The organism is Aminobacter sp. P4_D5, assembly GCF_056401815.1.
Window position 1 is genome coordinate 1 of the sequence record NZ_JBFUIP010000118.1, and the last position, 17,610, is coordinate 17,610.

A 17,610-nucleotide genomic window follows, 5' to 3' on the forward strand; every position below is an offset into this window, starting at 1 on the left:
CTTGAAGCGCTGAATGTCAACCTTGTAGGTGGCGACCCCTATGGTGGCTATTGCGGCATCGACCAGTTCTTTCTCTGGCGTCCGCTCAAGAATTCGGTCAACCATCGGACGCATGTTCCGGCGCTTTACCACATTGGCGCATCCACCCATCCCGGGCCGGGATTGGGCGGCGGCTCCGGTTTCCTGCTGGGCTCCTCGCTCAAGTAGACATTGCTTTATGCGGGTTACTTGCCGGCCAATTTCCGGCCGAGCAGGTAGCCCGATCCTGCCCCTGTGCCGGCGCCTGGCCATGTCGAAGCGCCGCAGAGATAGAGCTTTTCTATCGGCGTCCTGTAGCGGGACCAGCCTGCGACAGGCCTGAACATGAAGTTCTGATCGAGCCGGTGGCTACCCGACAAATTGTCACCGCCGATGAGGTTCGGGTTTTCGCGTTCGAGATCCACGGGAGAGAACACAGCTCGCCCGAGAATCTTGGAGCGAACCCCCGGCGCGTAGGTATCGAGCAGATCGAGAACCCGTTCCGCATAAGCATCCTTGGCTTCGTCCCATGAACGCGCGGCGATGGTTCCGGCAGCATCGCCGAGAATCTCCGCCGGCACCACCCGCACCTGCACCCAGAGCACATGCTTGCCCGCCGGAGCCCGACTTGCGTCGACCGCTGTGGGCTGGCCGACAACCAGCACAGGTTCCCGTGGCAGCAATCCGCCCGCGGCTTCCGCATAGGTTCGTGCCATGAGGCCCATCTCGGGCGCAAGATGCACGTAGGCGAAGCGTTGGAGATCTTCACCAGCCTTCCAGTCCGGCAGACTGTCCAGTGCGAGATGAAGCATCATCGTTCCGGGGCCAGCGCGAAAGCCGGCAATTCTGGTGTCGAAAGATACGCGGTCCGGGTCATCGGGCAGGAGTTTGCCAAAGACAAGCTGCGGATGCGCATTGGCGACAACGGCGCGGCTTGCCCGCAAAACGCGGCCATCGGCAAGCCTAACGCCCGTCGCGCGTTTACGGTCGGTTTCAATTCGTTCGACCGCCGTGCCGAGGATGATCTCGCCGCCCTTCGCCTTGAGAAGCGAACTCATCGCGCGAATGATCGTATCAGCTCCGCCCTTGCCAATGACCATTCCGAAAGCCTGGTTCGCCATCGATTCCAGATAGGGGAACAGCGCGCCGCCCGCCGTGTCGGGCGCGAAATCCAGATGCAAGCCCCATGCGGCCATCATGGCCTTCACCTTCGCGCTCTCAAAATGCGCGTCGAGGAAATCGCGAGGTGTGGCGAGCAACATGCGCGCCATGTCGTAGAGTCCGCCGGTTCCCAAAGCACGCCAGGCATTCCAGGCAACCCTTGCGGTTTTCAGCGAAGGCATCTCGGCACCGAGCAGGCCGAAAATATGCGGCGCCTGCTCGCCGAATTTGGCGAACATCGTCCGCCACGCCTCGGCATCCTTCGGCGACATGGCTGCAATGCGCAATGCGGTCTCTTCCAGGCTCGCGCTGACGCCCAACCAGCCGCCATCGGGAAAGGCAGACGCAAACGTATCCGACACCGGCGCCAGTTCCAGTCCATGTGCGACCAGTTCGTCCTTGTAGTCCGCAAAAAAGGCGGACCCTGCGAACATGGAAAGATTCATGGCGCAAAGGTCGTGACGGAAGCCAGGCAACGTCACCTCGCGGGTCTTGACCGCGCCGCCGGCCTCGACGGCCTGCTCGATGACCGCAATTTTCCAGCCGCGCGAGGCGAGGTGTATGGCCGCAGCGAGGCCATTGTGGCCTGCACCTACGACAATCGCATCATACATGAGCCCCTCCGCCCGGTTTTGATTTGCCCATTCCCGCAGGCATCGAACGTGTTCGCCGCCGTCCCGGTGCGAATGCTCGCGGGAACAAGCTTTCCATAAAAAAACTTTTAAGTCTAAAGTAATTTCAGGCCTGCGAAGCCAGACCGCTCCAGGCGAGAAAACGAGAGGGAGGGATCGGTGCGCTTTTCGATATCTTGTGCGGCGGCAGGTCTTTTGCGGCTTTGCCATTCCTCACGGCGGCCCAGGCTGGCGGGCGGCGAACTGCTGATACAAACATAGGTCTTGCTCTTTGGTGCCGACATCAAATTGGCAGGAAGTATCTCGCTGGCTGTCAGCCTTCCAACCATGATCGCTGGTTTTGCACGCTACAGCAGGGATCAGAGCTTCTCGGTCCTGAGACCTAAACGGACTTTTCTGATGATTATGGCCGCAGGTTCAATCGTTGGCAGTTTGATCGGTGGGAGGTTACTAGGCATTGTGCCTAGCCCCGTGCCTTTGCCGATGCTTTCCCTTATCTTCGTGATTTCTGCGGTGAAGGTCTGGCAACATCGCTAGCCTCCATTGCCATTAATTTCGAAGCCTCAAATCGCTTTTAATTTGACACGTGCCTCTAGTTTCTCGGTGCTCTCCTTGCGCTCGCTGTAGCGGTCGGTGAGGTAGCCCGAGACATCACGCGTCAATAGGGTGAACTTCACCAGCTCTTCCATGACGTCCACCACGCGATCGTAGTAGGAGGACGGGTTCATTCGGCCTTCGGAGTCGAATTCCTGATACGCTTTTGCGACGGAGGATTGGTTCGGAATGGTGACCATCCGCATCCAGCGGCCGAGTACGCGCATCTGGTTGACCGCATTGAAGGATTGAGATCCGCCCGACACCTGCATCACTGCAAGAGTGCGACCCTGCGTCGGCCTGATCGAACCTACAGCAAGGGGGATCCAGTCGATCTGGGATTTCATGACGCCACTCATTGCCCCATGGCGCTCAGGACTAGTCCAGACTTGGCCTTCCGACCATCGCGAGAGTTCGCGAAGCTCCTTGACCTTCGGATGATCAGTGGGTGCACCGTCAGGCAAGGGAAGCCCCGTCGGGTCGAAGACACGCGTCTCTGCCCCGAAGTGTTCGAGCAAACGAGCGGCTTCCTGTGTGAGGAATCGGCTGTAGGAACGTTCTCGCAGCGAGCCATACAGAAGCAGAATGCGTGGCCGGTGGGTGGAGGAGGGGGCGGACAGAAGGGCAGGGTCAGGAAGCCGAAGGGCCTCCCCTACTATGTTTGGCAGGTCAGGCAACTCGGTTTCCTTCGGCATCGATCAACAGCTCACCGTCTTCCTTGTGGAAGGGCCCCTTCTGGGGGAGCGGGAGGATTTCAAGAACGACTTCGGATGGACGGCTGAGGCGTACGCCCCAAGGCGTCACGACGAATGGACGATTGATCAGGATCGGATGCTCCAGCATGGCATCGAGCAATTCGTCACTGGTAAGCGTAGGATCTTCCAGACCGAGCTCAGCGTATGGTGTGCCTTTCTGCCTGATGGCTCCACGCACTGTCAGACCCGCCTTGGCAATCAGGTCCTGGAGGACTGCACGCGTCGGAGACGATTGCAGGTACTCGATCACTGTTGGCTCGATGCCTGCATTGCGCATCAACGCCAACGTGTTGCGCGACGTACCGCAGGCGGGGTTATGATAGATAGTGACGTCCATCATGCAGTCCTTTCAGCTTCCTTGGTTGCGGTGACTGCCGAGCCGCGCTCGTACCAGCCCTTGCTGCGGTTCACGATCCAGACGACTGACAGCATCACGGGAACCTCGACCAGCACGCCGACAACGGTAGCGAGGGCTGCGCCTGAGCTGAAGCCAAACAGGCTAATGGCGGCCGCAACTGCCAGCTCGAAGAAGTTGGATGCACCGATCAATGCTGACGGACCGGCAACGCAATGCTGTTCACCGGAAATGCGGTTGAGCAGGTAGGCCAGCCCCGAGTTGAAATAGACCTGGATCAAGATAGGAACGGCCAGCAGCGCAATGATCATTGGCTGCGCGATGATCTGCTCACCCTGGAAGCCAAAAAGCAGGACAAGCGTCGCCAGCAAAGCCACGAGGGAGAGGGGCTGCAGCGTATGAAGCAGACCGTCGAGCGCCTTCTGGCCAGCTGAGGCGAGTAGCCGGCGTCTTGCCACCTGGGCGATGATCACGGGAATGATGATGTAGAGCACCATCGACAGGACGAGCGTGCCCCACGGAACTGTGATCGCAGACAGGCCTAGGAGCAGTCCGACGATCGGCGCAAAGGCAACCACCATGATGGCATCGTTAAGCGCCACCTGGGACAGGGTGAAATGAGGTTCGCCCTTGGTCAGGTTCGACCATACGAAGACCATTGCTGTGCAAGGGGCGGCCGCGAGGATGATGAGGCCTGCAATGTAGGAATCGATTTGATCGGCTGGCAGGTACGGGCGGAAGAGCCAGCCGATGAAAAACCAGCCCAGCAGCGCCATCGAGAACGGTTTCACAGCCCAATTGATGAAGAGGGTCACGCCGATACCGCGCCAGTGCCGCCCGACCTCGCCCATGGCAGCGAAGTCGATCTTCAGGAGCATCGGGATGATCATCAGCCAGATCAGAACGGCGACGGGGACGTTGACCTTGGCAATTTCTGCACCTCCGATGGCCTGGAACACGCCCGGCATCAGATGGCCCAAGGCGATACCCGCGACAATGCAAAGCGCAACCCAGAGGGTCARGTAGCGTTCAAATGTCGACATGGCTCAGGCTGCGTCCGTGCTCTTTGAAGTAGACCGTTCCAAGCGGCCAATCACTTGGAGGAGGTGGTGGACCTCCACCTTCCTTGCGGTCATTGGACAGTATCCGTTGGTTCACAGCATGAGGGGGTGAGGGCAGGTGCGCAAATGGCGGGGTTGCCCGCGCAGCAATCCTCCATCAGGAAGCGGATCAGGCCACTCAACGCCTGGAATTCAGCTGAATAGATGATCGACCGTGCATCCCTACGGGCAGCAACCAGACCGCTACGTTCAAGTTCCTTCAGATGGAATGAAACGTTTGAGGCCGACACCCCAGCGGCTTCTGCAATGTTACCTGCGGGCATGCCTTGCGGCCCCGCTCTTACCAGCAGCCTTACAATCTTGAGCCGCGTTTCCTGGGACATTGCCCCAAACGCAATCAGCGCTTGACGTTCATCCATATTTCAACAATCCTAAAAGTGTCAAAATGACAGATAACGCAGATGCTCGCACCTGACAACCGCGAATTTGAACGGGTCATTGAAACGGCTTTTGATGGGATCGCGATTGGCGGGTTGCTCGGCTTCCTTGCAGAGCATCAGTAGAAGCGGCTTTGGCGTCGGTTCGCAGCTGAGCCTCAACGGCCAAGCCTAATTTGGGTACCGCACCACCATCTTCAGTCGCAACAGCATCGTCCGCGCGGGCTACCGCGCGCTGTACCAGGACTACGAGAACAATGACTTCCATTGGGAAGTCACCCAGCATGGGCCGGTTTTCGGAGTGTCAATGCAGTTCTGAACGGGGTGATGTCAGGCTAGTCGGTTGATGTGCATTCTGGTGATCAGATCTGTGCGCCCGCAACAGATTTCCAATGCGCAATCGGGTTCTATCGCAAACTTTTTGGCAAGACTATTAGACTAGGAGCGTGAACGCTTCTCCATTTGAGGAGAGCAACCATGTTCAAAGGCCGAGCCCTTCCACTAGCAAAAAGCCATGGGAACCGACCGTAGCCGAAGACCGGCTGCGCCGATTTTGGGGCTAGCGGGCGATTGCGAACTGAACGGCCGCGCGGATAGCGATTGTTAGGGCCGGGGCGCTTCTCCGCTGGCCTTCACCCTCTGGATCTTTGCTAGATCGGCCTCCCAATTTTCAAGGTTGGTCCGAAAGAACCAGCATGGCAGCGACCGTGACAGGCAAGTGACCATTTGGAGCTTCGTCGCTACAGGGCATAGATCGTTGGCGACGCGCCCGAGTTCATCTTAGACTTGGTGCCTCAAGCGAATGAGCCAATTGAAGCCGATCGCCATCGATTTGACCGGCTTCCACGTTCCAGAGAGCTGGTGAAGTTTTTCATTGGCTCTTTTCGATCGAGTGGATCATCCCGCGCAATTCTGCCATTGCCTTGACAAGTCCGATAGGCGTGTATCCCGGTACGAAATCCGCTCTTTCCTGATCGTAGAGGATTCGACAGGCGTGGTCTGCGCGGTAGGGGATCTCCCAGTCGGCAATGCCCTGCCTGCGCCTGCGTGCCTCCTCCGCCATCAGAAGCGCGAGAACATCGTGGAGATCGAATGCTCCTATGCCGCCCAGATGCTCAGCCTCGGTGAAGCTTCCGAATTCGTCTCGKAAGCGTATGCGCCGGGGATGGGCATAAAAGATGCGCGGACCGAACCTGTCGATGAAATCCGTCAGCGCATTGTCGCGCCTGCTTGCGAGCGATCCTGAGCAGAAGATCATGCCTGCGCGCGGAGAAGATACGCCTTCAAAGATTTTCGCGAAATCCTCCAGGGTGCTGGCGATGCGTGGCAGTCCGCACAATGGGATCGGAGGATCGTCGGGATGGATGGCGAACACCGCTCCCTCCGCCTCGCAGGTGCGCGCCACCTCACCGAGAAAATCGATCAGGTTTTGCCGATAGGCTTCCGTTCCCATTTTCTGATACGCACCGAGCAATGAATGGAATTCGCCGCTGCGATATTGTCCGGGACCGCCTGGCAGGCCGCGCGTAAGCATGGACAACAATTTCTGCCACCGCTGCGCTGGTGTTTCGAGATGGCGCCGGCGGGCCGCCGCGGCGATTTCCGGATCGATCTCCTCTTCAGCGCCGGGCCGCTTAAGCAGATGGATGTCGAAAACCGCAAAATCGACCGCATCGAAGCCCAACGCCTCGGCTCCGCTTTCAAGCCTTGTGTCCAGCCCGGTCCGAACCCAATCGAGCAGTGGCATCACGGTGAAGTTGATACGGCGTACGCCCGCTTGCGCCAGCCGCCGTACTGTCTCCTGAAAATTGGCGGTCAGCCTCGCAGTACCCTGGCGGCCCAGCTTGATGTCGTCGTGAATGGCGATGCCGCCGAGCGTATCCCATTCGAGCGGTGTGTGCCCGGCGGGAGCCGTCTGGACAAGTTTCTTCAACTCGTCGATAGCATCTGCCTCCCACAGGCATCCAGGGGGCAGTTGGGACAGGCTGGCTTCGATGCTGGTCGCACCCGACTGGCGTATCCAGTCGATCGTCATTGGATCCTGTGGACCGAACCACCGCCATGTTGCGCGCATTGAGTTGTTTCCTTTCCTTACTGATACTGAAATGAATTTTTGGACCACTGAAAGAAAAAATTGCACCATGGCGCKTACGCCCGAAGTAATCCCTCCCGAGGCTCCATGCTGAGCCTGCGCGAAATACTGGATTGGGAAATCCTCTCCGGCCACACGGTCATAGCCGGCACAGGCTCTTTGGCCGTCGATGTCCGGTCGGTTACCGTTATCGACGCTCCTGATGCGGTGAACTGGGTAAAGCCGCACGAATTCGTCGTGACCAGCACCTACCCGGTCCAGCAAAGCCCGGATGCGCTCGTTGTCTTGATCGAACAGCTTGCAGCGCGCAATGCCGCAGGTCTTGGCGTCAAGCTGACGAGGTACCTGCGCGAATTTCCCGACAACGCGTACCGCCGTGCCGAGGAGCTTGGATTTCCGATCATTTCCCTGCCGGGGCCGCTGGCGTGGAGCGATCTCATCGGCAGGGTATTTTCCCATGGCGGTCAGCAACAGGGCAAGGAAGCGGCTTACCTCAGCGCCATCTACCGCGCATTTTCGCAGCATCAGTCGGGCATTGGCTCGCTGCGCGAGCTGTTCGAACTGGTGGCCGGCTTCATCAATCTGCCGCTGGTCCTTGCCCTTGAAAATGAAGCGGGCTTGCAGCTCGAAAGTCGGGGGGTCGCGGCGGCAGAGGCCGAAATGCTGGCGGAAGCCCTCATCGAGGGTGCGGCGACGGGCGCCCAGCCGGACGACGTACCTCTGCGCATGACGGTCGCTGGCACAAAGGTCGTGGTGGCGCGWTCGGGAATGGGGGCGGACGGCGGCGGCATGGTAGCTGTCATCGAGCGCGAACTGACCGCTTCCGAGCCCGATCTCGAGTGCTTGCGCCTCTCCGTACATCTCCTGCAGACGCTGGTGGRCGCTAACGCCGGCACGCGCGCCAATCTTGCAAGCAACGCGAAACTGCTCGGCGATCTGCTTGATCCGATGCTTTCGCGCGAAGCCAGGAATGTTCTCATTGCCAAGGCTCTGCCGCCGGCAAATGGATGGCATGCGGTGGTTGCCCGCATTTTTGATGCCGATACGCTCGATGCCGCACTGTTCAGGCTGCGCCTGCGCCAGTTTTCGCGGCGCCACAAGGCGTTGTTGCTCGAGGAAGAAGATGGCAGCGAGTACGTCATTGCCGTGCCGGTGCCAGGAGCCGATCCCCGTTCCTGCGAGGCTGTGCTGCGCGAACTGCATCAGGTTTTCGAGCGGCAACTGGAACACGCTCGTGGCCTTCTCTATGGTCTTGGCCAGTCGGGACCGGCGGACCTGTCCGAGGCGGCTGTCCTGCGGCGTGAGGCCAGGCAAGCAATGACTTTCGGCATCAGGCTGAACGGCTTCAATCGCATCAGCCGGCATGAGGACATGCTGCTGCTGCGGCTGCTCGCCCATCCCTCTGTCATCGAGGAAAGCCGCCCTGGCTTCCTGCGACTGCTCGATCCGCTGCTGGCCATRGGCGAGCAGGGAGCGACGCTCATGGAGACGCTGAAGGTATGGCTGCGGGAAGATGAAAGCATGCCTCGGACCGCGGAGCTTCTGGGCCTGCATGTCAACACGGTTCGCCAGAGGCTGGAGCGATGCCGTTCGGCGCTCGGGCTGACCGATTTCAGGACCGATACGCGGCTTCGCMTTTACGTGGCACTGCAGCTTCTTCCTATGCTGACGAACGCAGAGGGCTGAAGCAGAAACCTTTCTGCTAGCCCTCCGCGCTGGGTTCATTGGACGATGTTTTTCAGCATTCCRATGCCCGAGATCTCGACCTCGATCCGGTCGCCAGACTGCATGGGGCTGACGCCCGAAGGGGTTCCGGTGATGATGACGTCGCCCGGCTCCAGCGTCATGATCGAGCTGACGAACTCGATGATGAAGGACGTCGAGAAAATCATGTCAGCCGTGGTCGAGTCCTGCCTGACTACCCCGTTCTGGAGGAGACGGATGCTCTGGTCATCAGGGTTCAGATCCGTTTCGATCCATGGTCCCATGGGCTTGTAGGTATCGAACGACTTGGCCCGCGTGAACTGCTTGTCCTTGAGCTGGAGGTTACGGTTCGAAACGTCGTTGGCGCAGGTGTAGCCCAAAACGACCGATGCCGCTTCGGCTGCCGGAACGTTGCGGGCACGTTTCTTGATAACAATCGCAAGCTCGGCCTCGAACTCGACGCGCTGCTCGTGGCTGTCCAAAACGATTGCCTCGCCGGGGCCGATGATCGCCTGCGGCGAGCACATGAACAGCATCGGTTCGTCGGGGAGCGGCAGGCCGGATTCACGTGCGTGCAGGACGTAGTTGAGCCCGACGCAGACTAGTTTACCAGGCTTCACCGGAGCAAGAAGCTTGACCGCAGCAAGCGGCAGGACATCCGCCGACGGCACAATCTCGCCGAAGGGACCGTCGGGCAGGGTGCGCACCCCTTCGTTGTCGAGCAGGCCCCAATGCTCGGCGTTGTTTTGGGCAAAGCGTACGATCTTCATGACTATGTCCTGTGTGGGTCAGTGCTTGTCGTAATGTCCATTCAGCCAGCGGATGGACTGCGCCATTGCCGCTTCGGCGTCGGGAACCTGGAAATGCTCAGCGGTGGTCCAGCCGTCGTAGCCGATCGCGTCGAGATCGTTCAGGGCGGCGGCGATATCCCAGTCGCCATGGCCGACGGCCCGGCGGTCGCTGTCGCAGACATGGTAGTGCCAGAACAGGTCGCCAGCCTCCCGGAGGCTGTCGCGGTGCACTTCCCCTTCGATGGTGATGTGGGCCAGATCGAGCATCAGGCCGATGTTCGCCCGCTCAAGGCGGCGCACAAAGCGCACGGCTTCGGCCGTACCCATCAGGAAGTTTGCATATTGATGGTTGACGGGCTCCAGAACAATGCGGGTATCGGGGCGCGCGTCCGCGGCCGCCTGCATCCCCTCGACGACCCACGCTTCGGTCTGGCCGCGCGCGATCCCGTCGAGATAGCGACCGCGCATGCGCCCGACATTGACCATGGCACCGAAGCGTGCAGCCAAGTCCATGGCGGCGATCATTCGTTCCAGCGTCTCGGCCCGGCGTGCCGGGTCGGGATCGGCAAGGGAGAGCTTGTCCTCGCCGTAGACCTCACCAGTGCAGATGGCCGGCATGGCGAGGCCCGCATCTGCAAGCTGACGCTCGATCAAGCCATGATCGAGAGCGCGCGGATCGCGCACGAGGAGTTCGACGCCGTCATAACCCAGTTCGCGGATTCGGGCGAAACAGGCCGAAGCGTCGCCCTGTATTGCGGTGACCTGTGCCGGCGTCACCTCCGGAGTGGCGTACATATAGGCGAGCTTCATTGCATGAAACTCAAGTCGTTGCGCTTGACCATCTCCGCATGGATCACTTCCTTACGCAACACGCTGACATTGGGAATGGCGAACTCCTGTATCTGGAAATACTCGGCCTTGCCTTTTTCGCCGCGCGCAGTGCGCAACACGAGATCGACCAGTTCCTCCCCGACCTGGCGCAGCGACTTCGTGCCTGCCAGGATGTCGCCTGCGCTGATGTCGATGTCGTCGGGCATCTCGCGGAATACGCGGTTGTTGGAGCTTACCTTCAGAACGGGGGCGATGGCCGACCCCGAAGGCGTGCCCTTTCCGGTGGTGAAGAGCACCATATGGGCGCCACCGATAATCTTGCCGGTCACTGACGAAATGTCGTAGCCGGGCGTATCCATGATGATGACACCCTTCTCATGAGGTTGCTGGCCGTAGTCGACCACCTCGGTGATCGGGCGGGTGCCGGCCTTGTATATGCAGCCGAGTGATTTCTCCTCGATTGTCGTCAGCCCACCCTCTATATTTCCGGGCGAGATGAACACGCCGCTGTCGTCCTCGGTAGTCATCGACAGCTCGATCTCGTAGGCCTTGATGCGGCGCATGAGTTCGTCGCGCACCTCGGGCGTCTTGCAGCGGCGATAAAGGACGCTTTCGGCGCCGACCATTTCGGTGAGCTCCGAGAGGATGACCGTGCCACCTGCGTCGACGATGATGTCGGCGGCCTCGCCCACGGCGGGGTTGGCCGTGAGCCCGGAGAAGGCATCCGAAGAGCCACATTCGAGTGCAATGATGAGTTCGGAAAGATCGCCTTCGTCCGTCGGCTGCGCCGCCATTTCGGCCTTCATGTGTTCCACGATCTTTACGCCGGCGTCGGAGGTCGTGCGCGAACCACCGGCTTTCTGAACGACCAGGCGCTCGACCGGTCGCCCCGATGCCTTGATGGCGTCGAACACTTTCGAACCGGATGCCGTTTCGCAGCCGAGGCTTACCACCAGCACCGCACCAACATTCGGGTGCAGGCCGTGGCCGATAAAGGCCTCCTCTGTGGTCCGGTTCTCCTCCGCATCGAAGGTACAGCCATAGGGATGCATGAATGTCGCGGCGCCGGTGCGGTTGGAAATGTCCATCGCGACACGGTTGACGCAGGCCACTGTAGGAATGACCAGCACATGGTTTCGGATGCCGATGCGGCCGTCTGGCCGTCGATAGCCTTGGAACTTCATAACAGTGCTCCTTTCAGCCTATGAATGGCGCCGGGCCTTCACGCCCCAGCAGTTGTGCGTGTGAACATGACCACCCTCGGCTATGTCCGTTGTCGCTTCGCCGATGACCTCGCCGTATTTCAGGATTTGCTCGTGTTCCTGGATCGGCCGGATTGCCAGCTTGTGGCCCGCCGGCATGTCGTTGCGTGCGATGATCTCGCGGGTTTTCCCCTGTCCGGTGATCAAGACGGCATCGCCGGCCGCGACCGCCCCGGTCAGCGTCGCGACATGATCCTGCGTGCGGATAAGAATTGCCGTTACGGGCATCTCAGGACATCTCCATTGAAGCTTCGTTGAAAAGGGTCGGAATCGCAGCCAGAAGCTGCTTGGTGTAGTCGTGACGCGGGGAGGACAGTACCTGCGAGCCTGTTCCGGTCTCGACGATCTGCCCGTGCTGCATCACAGCGATGCGATCACACATCCGCGCTGCGACCCTGAGGTCGTGGGTGATGAAGAGCATGGCGAAATCGAGTTTCTTCTGAAGTTCCTCGAACAGGTCGAGCACCTGCGCCTGAACCGAAACATCGAGCGCCGACACGGGTTCATCCGCGACGATGAGCACCGGGTCCATCGCCAGCGCTCTGGCGATGCCAACGCGCTGGCGTTGTCCGCCAGAAAACTCATGCGGATAGCGGTTGGCCGCATCTGGCTTGATGCTGACAAGTTCAAGCAGTTCGCGGGCACGGCGCCAGGCTGCATCGCGTGGAACGCCCTGCGTCATGGGACCGATGGCGATGGACTGCCCGATGCTCATCTTCGGATTGAGCGACGAGAAGGGGTCCTGGAAGATCATCTGCACACGTCCGCCACGATGGCCCTTGACCGCGCGGTGACGGTTCAGCTCATCGTCGGCAAAGACGAGGCTGCCTTCGTCAGGTGCTTCCAGCCCGACCACGCAGCGTCCCAGCGTGGATTTACCGGAGCCGGATTCGCCGACGATCCCGAGTGTCGAGCCCCGCTCGAGCGTGAAGCTGACACCCTTCAGGGCTTCCAGCTTGCGTGGCGCCTTGAACAGCCCAGACGTCAGGAAGTAGGTTCGCTCGAGGTCTTTGACTTCAAGCAGTGGCCTGGCCGAATTCTCGGCGCGAGGCGCGGCCGTTCCGGTGGGAATGGCCTCGATGAGCTGGCGGGTGTAGCCGGAGGCGGGGTTGCTCAGCACCTCGCGCGCCGGACCCTGTTCCTCGATGCGGCCATTGCGCATGACGATCACATCGTCGGCGATCTCGGAGACCACGCCGAAATCATGGGTGATGAAGAGCACGCCGGTTCCGCGCCGCTCGCGCAACGAAGCGATCAGCTTGAGGATCTGTGCCTGGGTTGTGACATCCAGCGCGGTGGTTGGCTCATCGCAGATCAGCAGGCGCGGCTCCAGCATCATCGCGCAGGCAATCACCACGCGCTGGCGCTGCCCGCCCGAGAGACGGAAAGGGTAGCTCTCAAAGAGCTCTTCCACCCGTGGCAACCCAACGTCACTCAAGGCGACAAGGGCACGGCGGCGACGTTCGGCGGCGGACAGGGATAAGTGGACTTCCAGCACCTCTTCCAGCTGTGCCCCGATCTTCATCAGTGGGTTCAAGGCGGCCATCGGCTCCTGGAAGACCATGCCGATCTCGCGTCCGCGCAAGGCGCGCATTCCCGCCTCGTCGAGTTTGAGAAGATCGAGGTCACCGAAATGGATCGACCCGGCTTTCGCCTCCAGATGCGGACGTGGCAGCAGACCCATGATGGCATCGGCAACAGTGGATTTGCCGGAGCCGGACTCGCCCACAATGCAGACGGTGCGGCCCGGCATGAGGTTGAAGGATGCCCCTGAGACTGCAAATTCTCGATCCGAGCCCTTGGGCAGCGAAATGTCGAGCCCCTGGACTCTGAGCAATGGAGTGGCGTCGCTCGACATGGCCTTCACCTGTTGCGCGAATGGATATTGAGAGCGTCATTGAGCGCTTCGCCCAACACGTTCAGGACTAGGACGGTTGTGGCGATGGCAAGCCCCGGGAAGGTTGCCATCCACCACGCCTGGCGCAGAACTGTACGCGAGGCGCCGATCATGAAGCCCCAGCTCATCTGGTTGGGATCACCAAGGCCGAGGAAGCTGAGGCTCGACTCCAGCAGGATGGCGGTCGCCACCATCAGAGAGCCCATGACGATGATGGGAGACGCCACGTTGGGCAGAATCTGCCGGAACATGATGGCGAGCGCGCTTTGGCCCTGAAGCTTGGCTGCCAGCACAAAATCCCGGCTGCGCAGTGACAGGAATTCCGCACGCACGAGGCGCGCTACCGGCGGCCAGGAGACGATGCCGATCGCCATGACGATGGAGCCCACGGAAGGTTGCAGGACGGCGACAAGAACCAGCGCCAGCGCGAAGCTTGGCACCACCTGGAATATCTCGGTGAAGCGCATCAGCGCGCTGTCGACGTGGCCGCCGCCATAGCCGGCGATTGCGCCTATGACGACACCAATGAAGACCGAAACAACCGTCGAGACCAGCCCGATCAGCAGCGAGACCCGGCCGCCCCACACCAGGCCCGCGAGAATGTCGCGGCCGGTGGTGTCGGTTCCCAGCGGAAAACGCATTTCCGACATTGGGGGAAGGAAGGGCCGGCCGCCCATTGCCCATGGCCCGCGCGGGAACAGCAGGGGCGCAAGCAACGATATGGCGACGATGACGAAGATGATAATCAGGCCGACCCACACTTCCGTGCGGGTGAACATGCGGCGGAGAACGGAGTTCGCGATCACAGTGCAATCCTCGGATCGATCACGGTGTAGATGAGGTCCGTGATGATGTTGAAGACGATGGCCAGCGCCGCTGCGACCAGGAAAGCGCCAAGCAGCAGGTTGTAGTCGCGTTGCAGCAGCGCATCGAACATCAGCCTGCCGATGCCGGGCCAGGCGAAGACGGTTTCGGTCATGATCGCGCCACCGACCATGTTGCCGGCCTGCAGCCCGGCAAGCGTCACCACCGGCAAAAGCGCGTTGCGCAAGACGTGGCGGAACTGGATCCGCGTTTCGCCGACACCTTTTGCGCGTGCGGTCTTGACGAAGGCCATCTGCGCCATCGCCATCATGTTGGCGCGGGTCATGCGAGTGTAGACGGCGATGTAGAAGAAGGAGAGCGCAAGCGTCGGCAGGATGAGATGCTTGGCGACATCCAGTGCGGCGGCCATGCCGGTAAGGTTGGCGCCGACGGAGCTGTAGCCGAATGCGGGCAACCAGCCGAGCTGAATCGAAAAGACCAAAACCGCCATCAATGCCAGCCAGTACATGGGCGCGGCGTAGAAGATCAGGGCGGCAAAGCCGATCGCCCGGTCCACCCAGCCGCCGGGGCGGCGGCTGGCGAGCACGCCCAACCCCACCCCGACAACCAGCGAAAACACGAAGGCGCAGACCGTCAGCAACAGAGTTGCGGGCAGCCGGTCGGCAATCAGTTGCGCAACCGTTTCCTGCTGGCGGTAGGAAAAGCCGAGGTCGAGCGTGGCAATGCGCGAGATGTAGGTCCACCACTGCACGAGAAGTGGTTGATCCAGCCCGTACTGGATCCGCAATGCGTCCAGGAACCGCTTGTCGACCGCGCCTGCTTCGCCCGCCATCACGGCGACGGGGTCGCCCGGTGCAGCGCGGATCAACAGGAAATTCAGGGTGGCTATGACAAAGAGCGCAACCACGCCCTGCACGATGCGCCCCAACAGAAATTTCAGACGGTTCACACTCTTCGCCCCTGAACAAAACCTCATGGCAGCCCGGGCATCCGGGCTGCCAGCTGACGCTGTTTGCGCGTCCTATTCGACCCGGGCGCGCCCAAGGCTGTCGTTGAGGCCGACCGCCGACGAGATCAGGTTCTTGATGTTCGAGCGGTGGATCGTCGGCCAGATCATCTCGAATAGCCAAGCGAGCGGAACTTCCTCGGCGATAAGCGCCTGGGCGTCCTGATAGATTTTTGCACGCTTTTCCGGGTCGATCTCAACCGCACCCGCGTCGAACAGCTTGTCGAGCTCTGGGTTGGAGAAGGCCGAAACGTTGTTCCAGGGCGAACCCTCGATGATGTTGGACGTGGTGTAGAGACGTGCGACACCTAGCGCCGGGTCGCCATACTGCGACATGTACGAGAAGGCGATGTCGTAGTCCTTMTCGCCCAGGCGCTGGTTCCAGCCGGCGACGTCGGTGGCGGTGAGTTCCACCTGGATGCCGGCCTCGATGAGATTCTCGCGTGCGATTTCCGCTAGCCGCTGCCAGGTTTCGCCATAGGGCAGGGGCAGCAGGCGGATCGGGCTGCCGTCATATCCGGCTTCGGCGAGCAGTGCCTTGGCCTTTTCAACATCGCGCGGATACTGCTTGATGTTTTCAGAATAGAACCTGGTCGAGCTGTTCCACGGGCTCGGCGCGACTTTGGCATAGCCGAAGAAGGCGATGTCGCGCATGTTCTCGCGGTCGAGCGCATACATGATCGCCTGACGAATGCGCTTGTCCTGGATCCACCTAGACCCATTGTTGAGCCACAGGAAGCACTGCGATCCCTGGAATTCCCAACCCTTGGTCGTCAGTTCCGAGTTCGGCAGTTCGGCGAGGCGCTGCACGTCGAAATATTCGACAGCGCCGCCCGGCAGCACGTCCACCTTGCCGGTTTCATAGGCGGTCGCGCGACTGGCGCCATCGGGGATGACGTGGAAATAGACCGCGTCGATCGTCGGCACGCCTTCCTCGTGATAGGTCTCGTTGGCGACCAGCTTGAGGTACGAGCCCCTCTGCCATTCACCGAACTTGAGCGGACCGGTTCCGATGGGAGCATTGTTGACCGGATTGGTGTTGTAGTCCGTGCCTTCGTAGAGATGCTTCGGAAGCATCGGCATCGAGCCGACCTCGAAGGACTGGATGAAGGGCGCGAAAGGGGTCTTCATCTTGAAGTCCACCTTGTAGGGTCCGTCTGCGGTGATACTCTCCACCGCCTTCAGGAAATTGCGGACGCGCGGATGGGTCTCGCGCAGCATCTTGTCGACGCTGAAGACCACGTCTTCCGAGGTGAAGGGCTTGCCGTCGTGCCACAGCACATTTTCCTTCAGCTTGAAGGAATAAAACATGCCATCGGCTGCTTCCTCCCAGCTTGTGGCCAGCAGCGGGTGCGGTTTCAGGTCGGCGTCGAAACGCAGCAGACCTTCGAAGATGTTGCCTCCGACCATCTGAGAGGGCACGTTCTGGTAGATGCCGATCATGATGCCGGGCGGCTCCGGCTGGACTACCACATTCAGAACGCCGCCCTTGGCCTGTGCCTGGGCCATGAGGGGAATGCCGCTGAGTACCCCGGCGCTGACGGTGGCAGCGGAAATCTGCAGGAATTGACGACGATCGAGTGACATTGAAACTCCTCCTGGGAAAAATCGTTGGTTCCTCTTGGTGGGAACTTGGATGTTGGGCGCCGGCCCTGACGCTCAGGATCGGCGTGGGACGTCTCCCCCGTTATTCGGGAGAGCGCAGAAAGCGGCGGGCCATTTCCGTGTAGATACGACGGGAGGTCAGAAAGTCCGATAGGTCGAGGCTCTCATCCGTCTGGTGCGCCTCGCCGGGGTCGCCGGGGCCTAGTATCAGGATGTCGGTGCCGACAGACTGCAGAACCGAGCCGTCGGTGAAGTAGCTGGCGCCACCGGCTTCGCCGGCAGGCGCGCCCAGTTCGTGCCCGATGTCCAGAGCCGCGCGAACGATCGAGCTGTCGGCCGGGGTGTCGAGCGCGGGCAGAGAAATGATTGGTTCGACGACGATCTTGCCGCCCTCATATTCGGCTTCGATTTCACGCGCGATCGTTCGTATCGCCGCGAGTATGTCGTCGTGGCTCTGCCCCGGCAGCGTGCGCATGTCGAATTCGGCGATTGCGCGATCGGGAATGACGTTGACCTGCGTGCCGCCTTGCAGGCGGGTGAGGCAGATGGTCGGCCGGCCCAGAAGCGGGTCGGATGCGGCGAGG

At 60.7% G+C, this 17,610-nt stretch carries 16 protein-coding genes and 2 pseudogenes; 3 read left to right on the forward strand and 15 right to left on the reverse strand.

Going from position 1 to position 17,610, the window contains the following annotated elements:
- Nucleotides 1-207, forward strand: a pseudogene (locus AC1DWF_RS21725) (FAD-dependent oxidoreductase); the annotation flags it as partial.
- A 17-nt stretch (nt 208-224) separates the two neighbouring features.
- Here the strand turns inward: AC1DWF_RS21725 and AC1DWF_RS21730 are convergent.
- Nucleotides 225-1,793 (reverse strand): phytoene desaturase family protein, encoded by a 1,569-nt coding sequence (locus AC1DWF_RS21730; RefSeq protein ID WP_476786285.1) that lies wholly within the window; start codon nt 1,791-1,793, stop codon nt 225-227.
- 246 nt (nt 1,794-2,039) lie between these two features.
- Here AC1DWF_RS21730 and AC1DWF_RS21735 point away from each other — a divergent pair.
- Nucleotides 2,040-2,348: pseudogene (locus AC1DWF_RS21735) on the forward strand (sulfite exporter TauE/SafE family protein); the annotation flags it as partial.
- A gap of 26 nt (nt 2,349-2,374) precedes the next feature.
- On the opposite strand, the gene arsH reads toward AC1DWF_RS21735, so the two are convergent.
- The 5 genes from arsH to uxuA form a co-directional block, all read right to left on the reverse strand.
- Entirely contained in the window at nt 2,375-3,100 is a 726-nt protein-coding gene (gene arsH / locus AC1DWF_RS21740; RefSeq protein ID WP_476804415.1) for an arsenical resistance protein ArsH, read from the reverse strand.
- The gene (gene arsC, locus AC1DWF_RS21745; RefSeq protein ID WP_476786621.1) at nt 3,075-3,497 is read right to left on the reverse strand and encodes an arsenate reductase (glutaredoxin); all 423 of its coding nucleotides are present in this window, start codon (nt 3,495-3,497) and stop codon (nt 3,075-3,077) included. Before arsC ends, arsH begins: the two co-directional genes overlap by 26 nt.
- Nucleotides 3,497-4,558, reverse strand: a complete 1,062-nt coding sequence (arsB, locus tag AC1DWF_RS21750) for an ACR3 family arsenite efflux transporter (RefSeq protein ID WP_476786619.1) — start codon at nt 4,556-4,558, stop codon at nt 3,497-3,499. Before arsB ends, arsC begins: the two co-directional genes overlap by 1 nt.
- Before the next feature lie 89 nt (nt 4,559-4,647).
- The gene (locus AC1DWF_RS21755) at nt 4,648-4,995 is read right to left on the reverse strand and encodes an ArsR/SmtB family transcription factor (RefSeq protein ID WP_476786620.1); all 348 of its coding nucleotides are present in this window, start codon (nt 4,993-4,995) and stop codon (nt 4,648-4,650) included.
- 889 nt (nt 4,996-5,884) lie between these two features.
- A complete protein-coding gene (gene uxuA / locus AC1DWF_RS21760) occupies nt 5,885-7,156 on the reverse strand; it encodes a mannonate dehydratase (protein ID WP_476842044.1) in 1,272 nt (423 codons plus the stop codon).
- A gap of 36 nt (nt 7,157-7,192) precedes the next feature.
- Here uxuA and AC1DWF_RS21765 point away from each other — a divergent pair, with 36 nt between their 5' ends.
- Nucleotides 7,193-8,791 carry a PucR family transcriptional regulator gene (locus AC1DWF_RS21765; RefSeq protein WP_476842045.1) on the forward strand — a complete coding sequence of 533 codons (1,599 nt, stop codon included), beginning with the start codon at nt 7,193-7,195 and terminating at the stop codon, nt 8,789-8,791.
- 35 nt (nt 8,792-8,826) lie between these two features.
- Here AC1DWF_RS21765 and AC1DWF_RS21770 read toward each other — a convergent pair whose 3' ends face one another.
- The 9 genes from AC1DWF_RS21770 to AC1DWF_RS21810 all read right to left on the reverse strand — a co-directional run.
- Nucleotides 8,827-9,579, reverse strand: coding sequence for a fumarylacetoacetate hydrolase family protein (locus AC1DWF_RS21770; protein WP_476789568.1), 753 nt, complete (start codon nt 9,577-9,579; stop codon nt 8,827-8,829).
- Nucleotides 9,580-9,597: 18 nt separating this feature from the next.
- Nucleotides 9,598-10,410, reverse strand: a complete 813-nt coding sequence (locus AC1DWF_RS21775; RefSeq protein WP_476784938.1) for a sugar phosphate isomerase/epimerase family protein — start codon at nt 10,408-10,410, stop codon at nt 9,598-9,600.
- The gene (locus tag AC1DWF_RS21780; protein ID WP_476784939.1) at nt 10,407-11,615 is read right to left on the reverse strand and encodes a UxaA family hydrolase; all 1,209 of its coding nucleotides are present in this window, start codon (nt 11,613-11,615) and stop codon (nt 10,407-10,409) included. The genes AC1DWF_RS21775 and AC1DWF_RS21780 overlap by 4 nt, the downstream gene beginning before the upstream one ends.
- Before the next feature lie 18 nt (nt 11,616-11,633).
- On the reverse strand, nt 11,634-11,921 hold the full coding sequence (locus tag AC1DWF_RS21785; protein ID WP_476784940.1) for a UxaA family hydrolase: 288 nt from the start codon (nt 11,919-11,921) through the stop codon (nt 11,634-11,636).
- Between the two features lies 1 nt (nt 11,922).
- Nucleotides 11,923-13,551 (reverse strand): dipeptide ABC transporter ATP-binding protein, encoded by a 1,629-nt coding sequence (locus AC1DWF_RS21790; protein ID WP_476804414.1) that lies wholly within the window; start codon nt 13,549-13,551, stop codon nt 11,923-11,925.
- Between the two features lie 5 nt (nt 13,552-13,556).
- Nucleotides 13,557-14,369, reverse strand: coding sequence for an ABC transporter permease (locus AC1DWF_RS21795; protein ID WP_476804418.1), 813 nt, complete (start codon nt 14,367-14,369; stop codon nt 13,557-13,559).
- Between the two features lie 23 nt (nt 14,370-14,392).
- A complete protein-coding gene (locus AC1DWF_RS21800; protein ID WP_476789372.1) occupies nt 14,393-15,364 on the reverse strand; it encodes an ABC transporter permease in 972 nt (323 codons plus the stop codon).
- 72 nt (nt 15,365-15,436) lie between these two features.
- A complete protein-coding gene (locus tag AC1DWF_RS21805) occupies nt 15,437-17,008 on the reverse strand; it encodes an ABC transporter substrate-binding protein (protein ID WP_476842046.1) in 1,572 nt (523 codons plus the stop codon).
- A 100-nt stretch (nt 17,009-17,108) separates the two neighbouring features.
- Nucleotides 17,109-17,610 (reverse strand): M20 family metallopeptidase (locus tag AC1DWF_RS21810; RefSeq protein WP_476842047.1); only part of this gene is annotated, 502 nt, incomplete at its 5' end.

What these genes read in the sequence shown, in the direction of transcription:
- AC1DWF_RS21730 (WP_476786285.1), bottom strand. Translation starts at nt 1,793, where the DNA reads ATGTATGATGCGATTGTCGTAGGTGCAGGCCACAATGGCCTCGCTGCG.
- arsH (WP_476804415.1), bottom strand. Translation starts at nt 3,100, where the DNA reads ATGCCGAAGGAAACCGAGTTGCCTGACCTGCCAAACATAGTAGGGGAG.
- arsC (WP_476786621.1), bottom strand. Translation starts at nt 3,497, where the DNA reads ATGGACGTCACTATCTATCATAACCCCGCCTGCGGTACGTCGCGCAAC.
- AC1DWF_RS21755 (WP_476786620.1), bottom strand. Translation starts at nt 4,995, where the DNA reads ATGGATGAACGTCAAGCGCTGATTGCGTTTGGGGCAATGTCCCAGGAA.
- AC1DWF_RS21775 (WP_476784938.1), bottom strand. Translation starts at nt 10,410, where the DNA reads ATGAAGCTCGCCTATATGTACGCCACTCCGGAGGTGACGCCGGCACAG.
- AC1DWF_RS21780 (WP_476784939.1), bottom strand. Translation starts at nt 11,615, where the DNA reads ATGAAGTTCCAAGGCTATCGACGGCCAGACGGCCGCATCGGCATCCGA.
- AC1DWF_RS21785 (WP_476784940.1), bottom strand. Translation starts at nt 11,921, where the DNA reads ATGCCCGTAACGGCAATTCTTATCCGCACGCAGGATCATGTCGCGACG.
- AC1DWF_RS21790 (WP_476804414.1), bottom strand. Translation starts at nt 13,551, where the DNA reads ATGTCGAGCGACGCCACTCCATTGCTCAGAGTCCAGGGGCTCGACATT.
- AC1DWF_RS21795 (WP_476804418.1), bottom strand. Translation starts at nt 14,369, where the DNA reads ATGTTCACCCGCACGGAAGTGTGGGTCGGCCTGATTATCATCTTCGTC.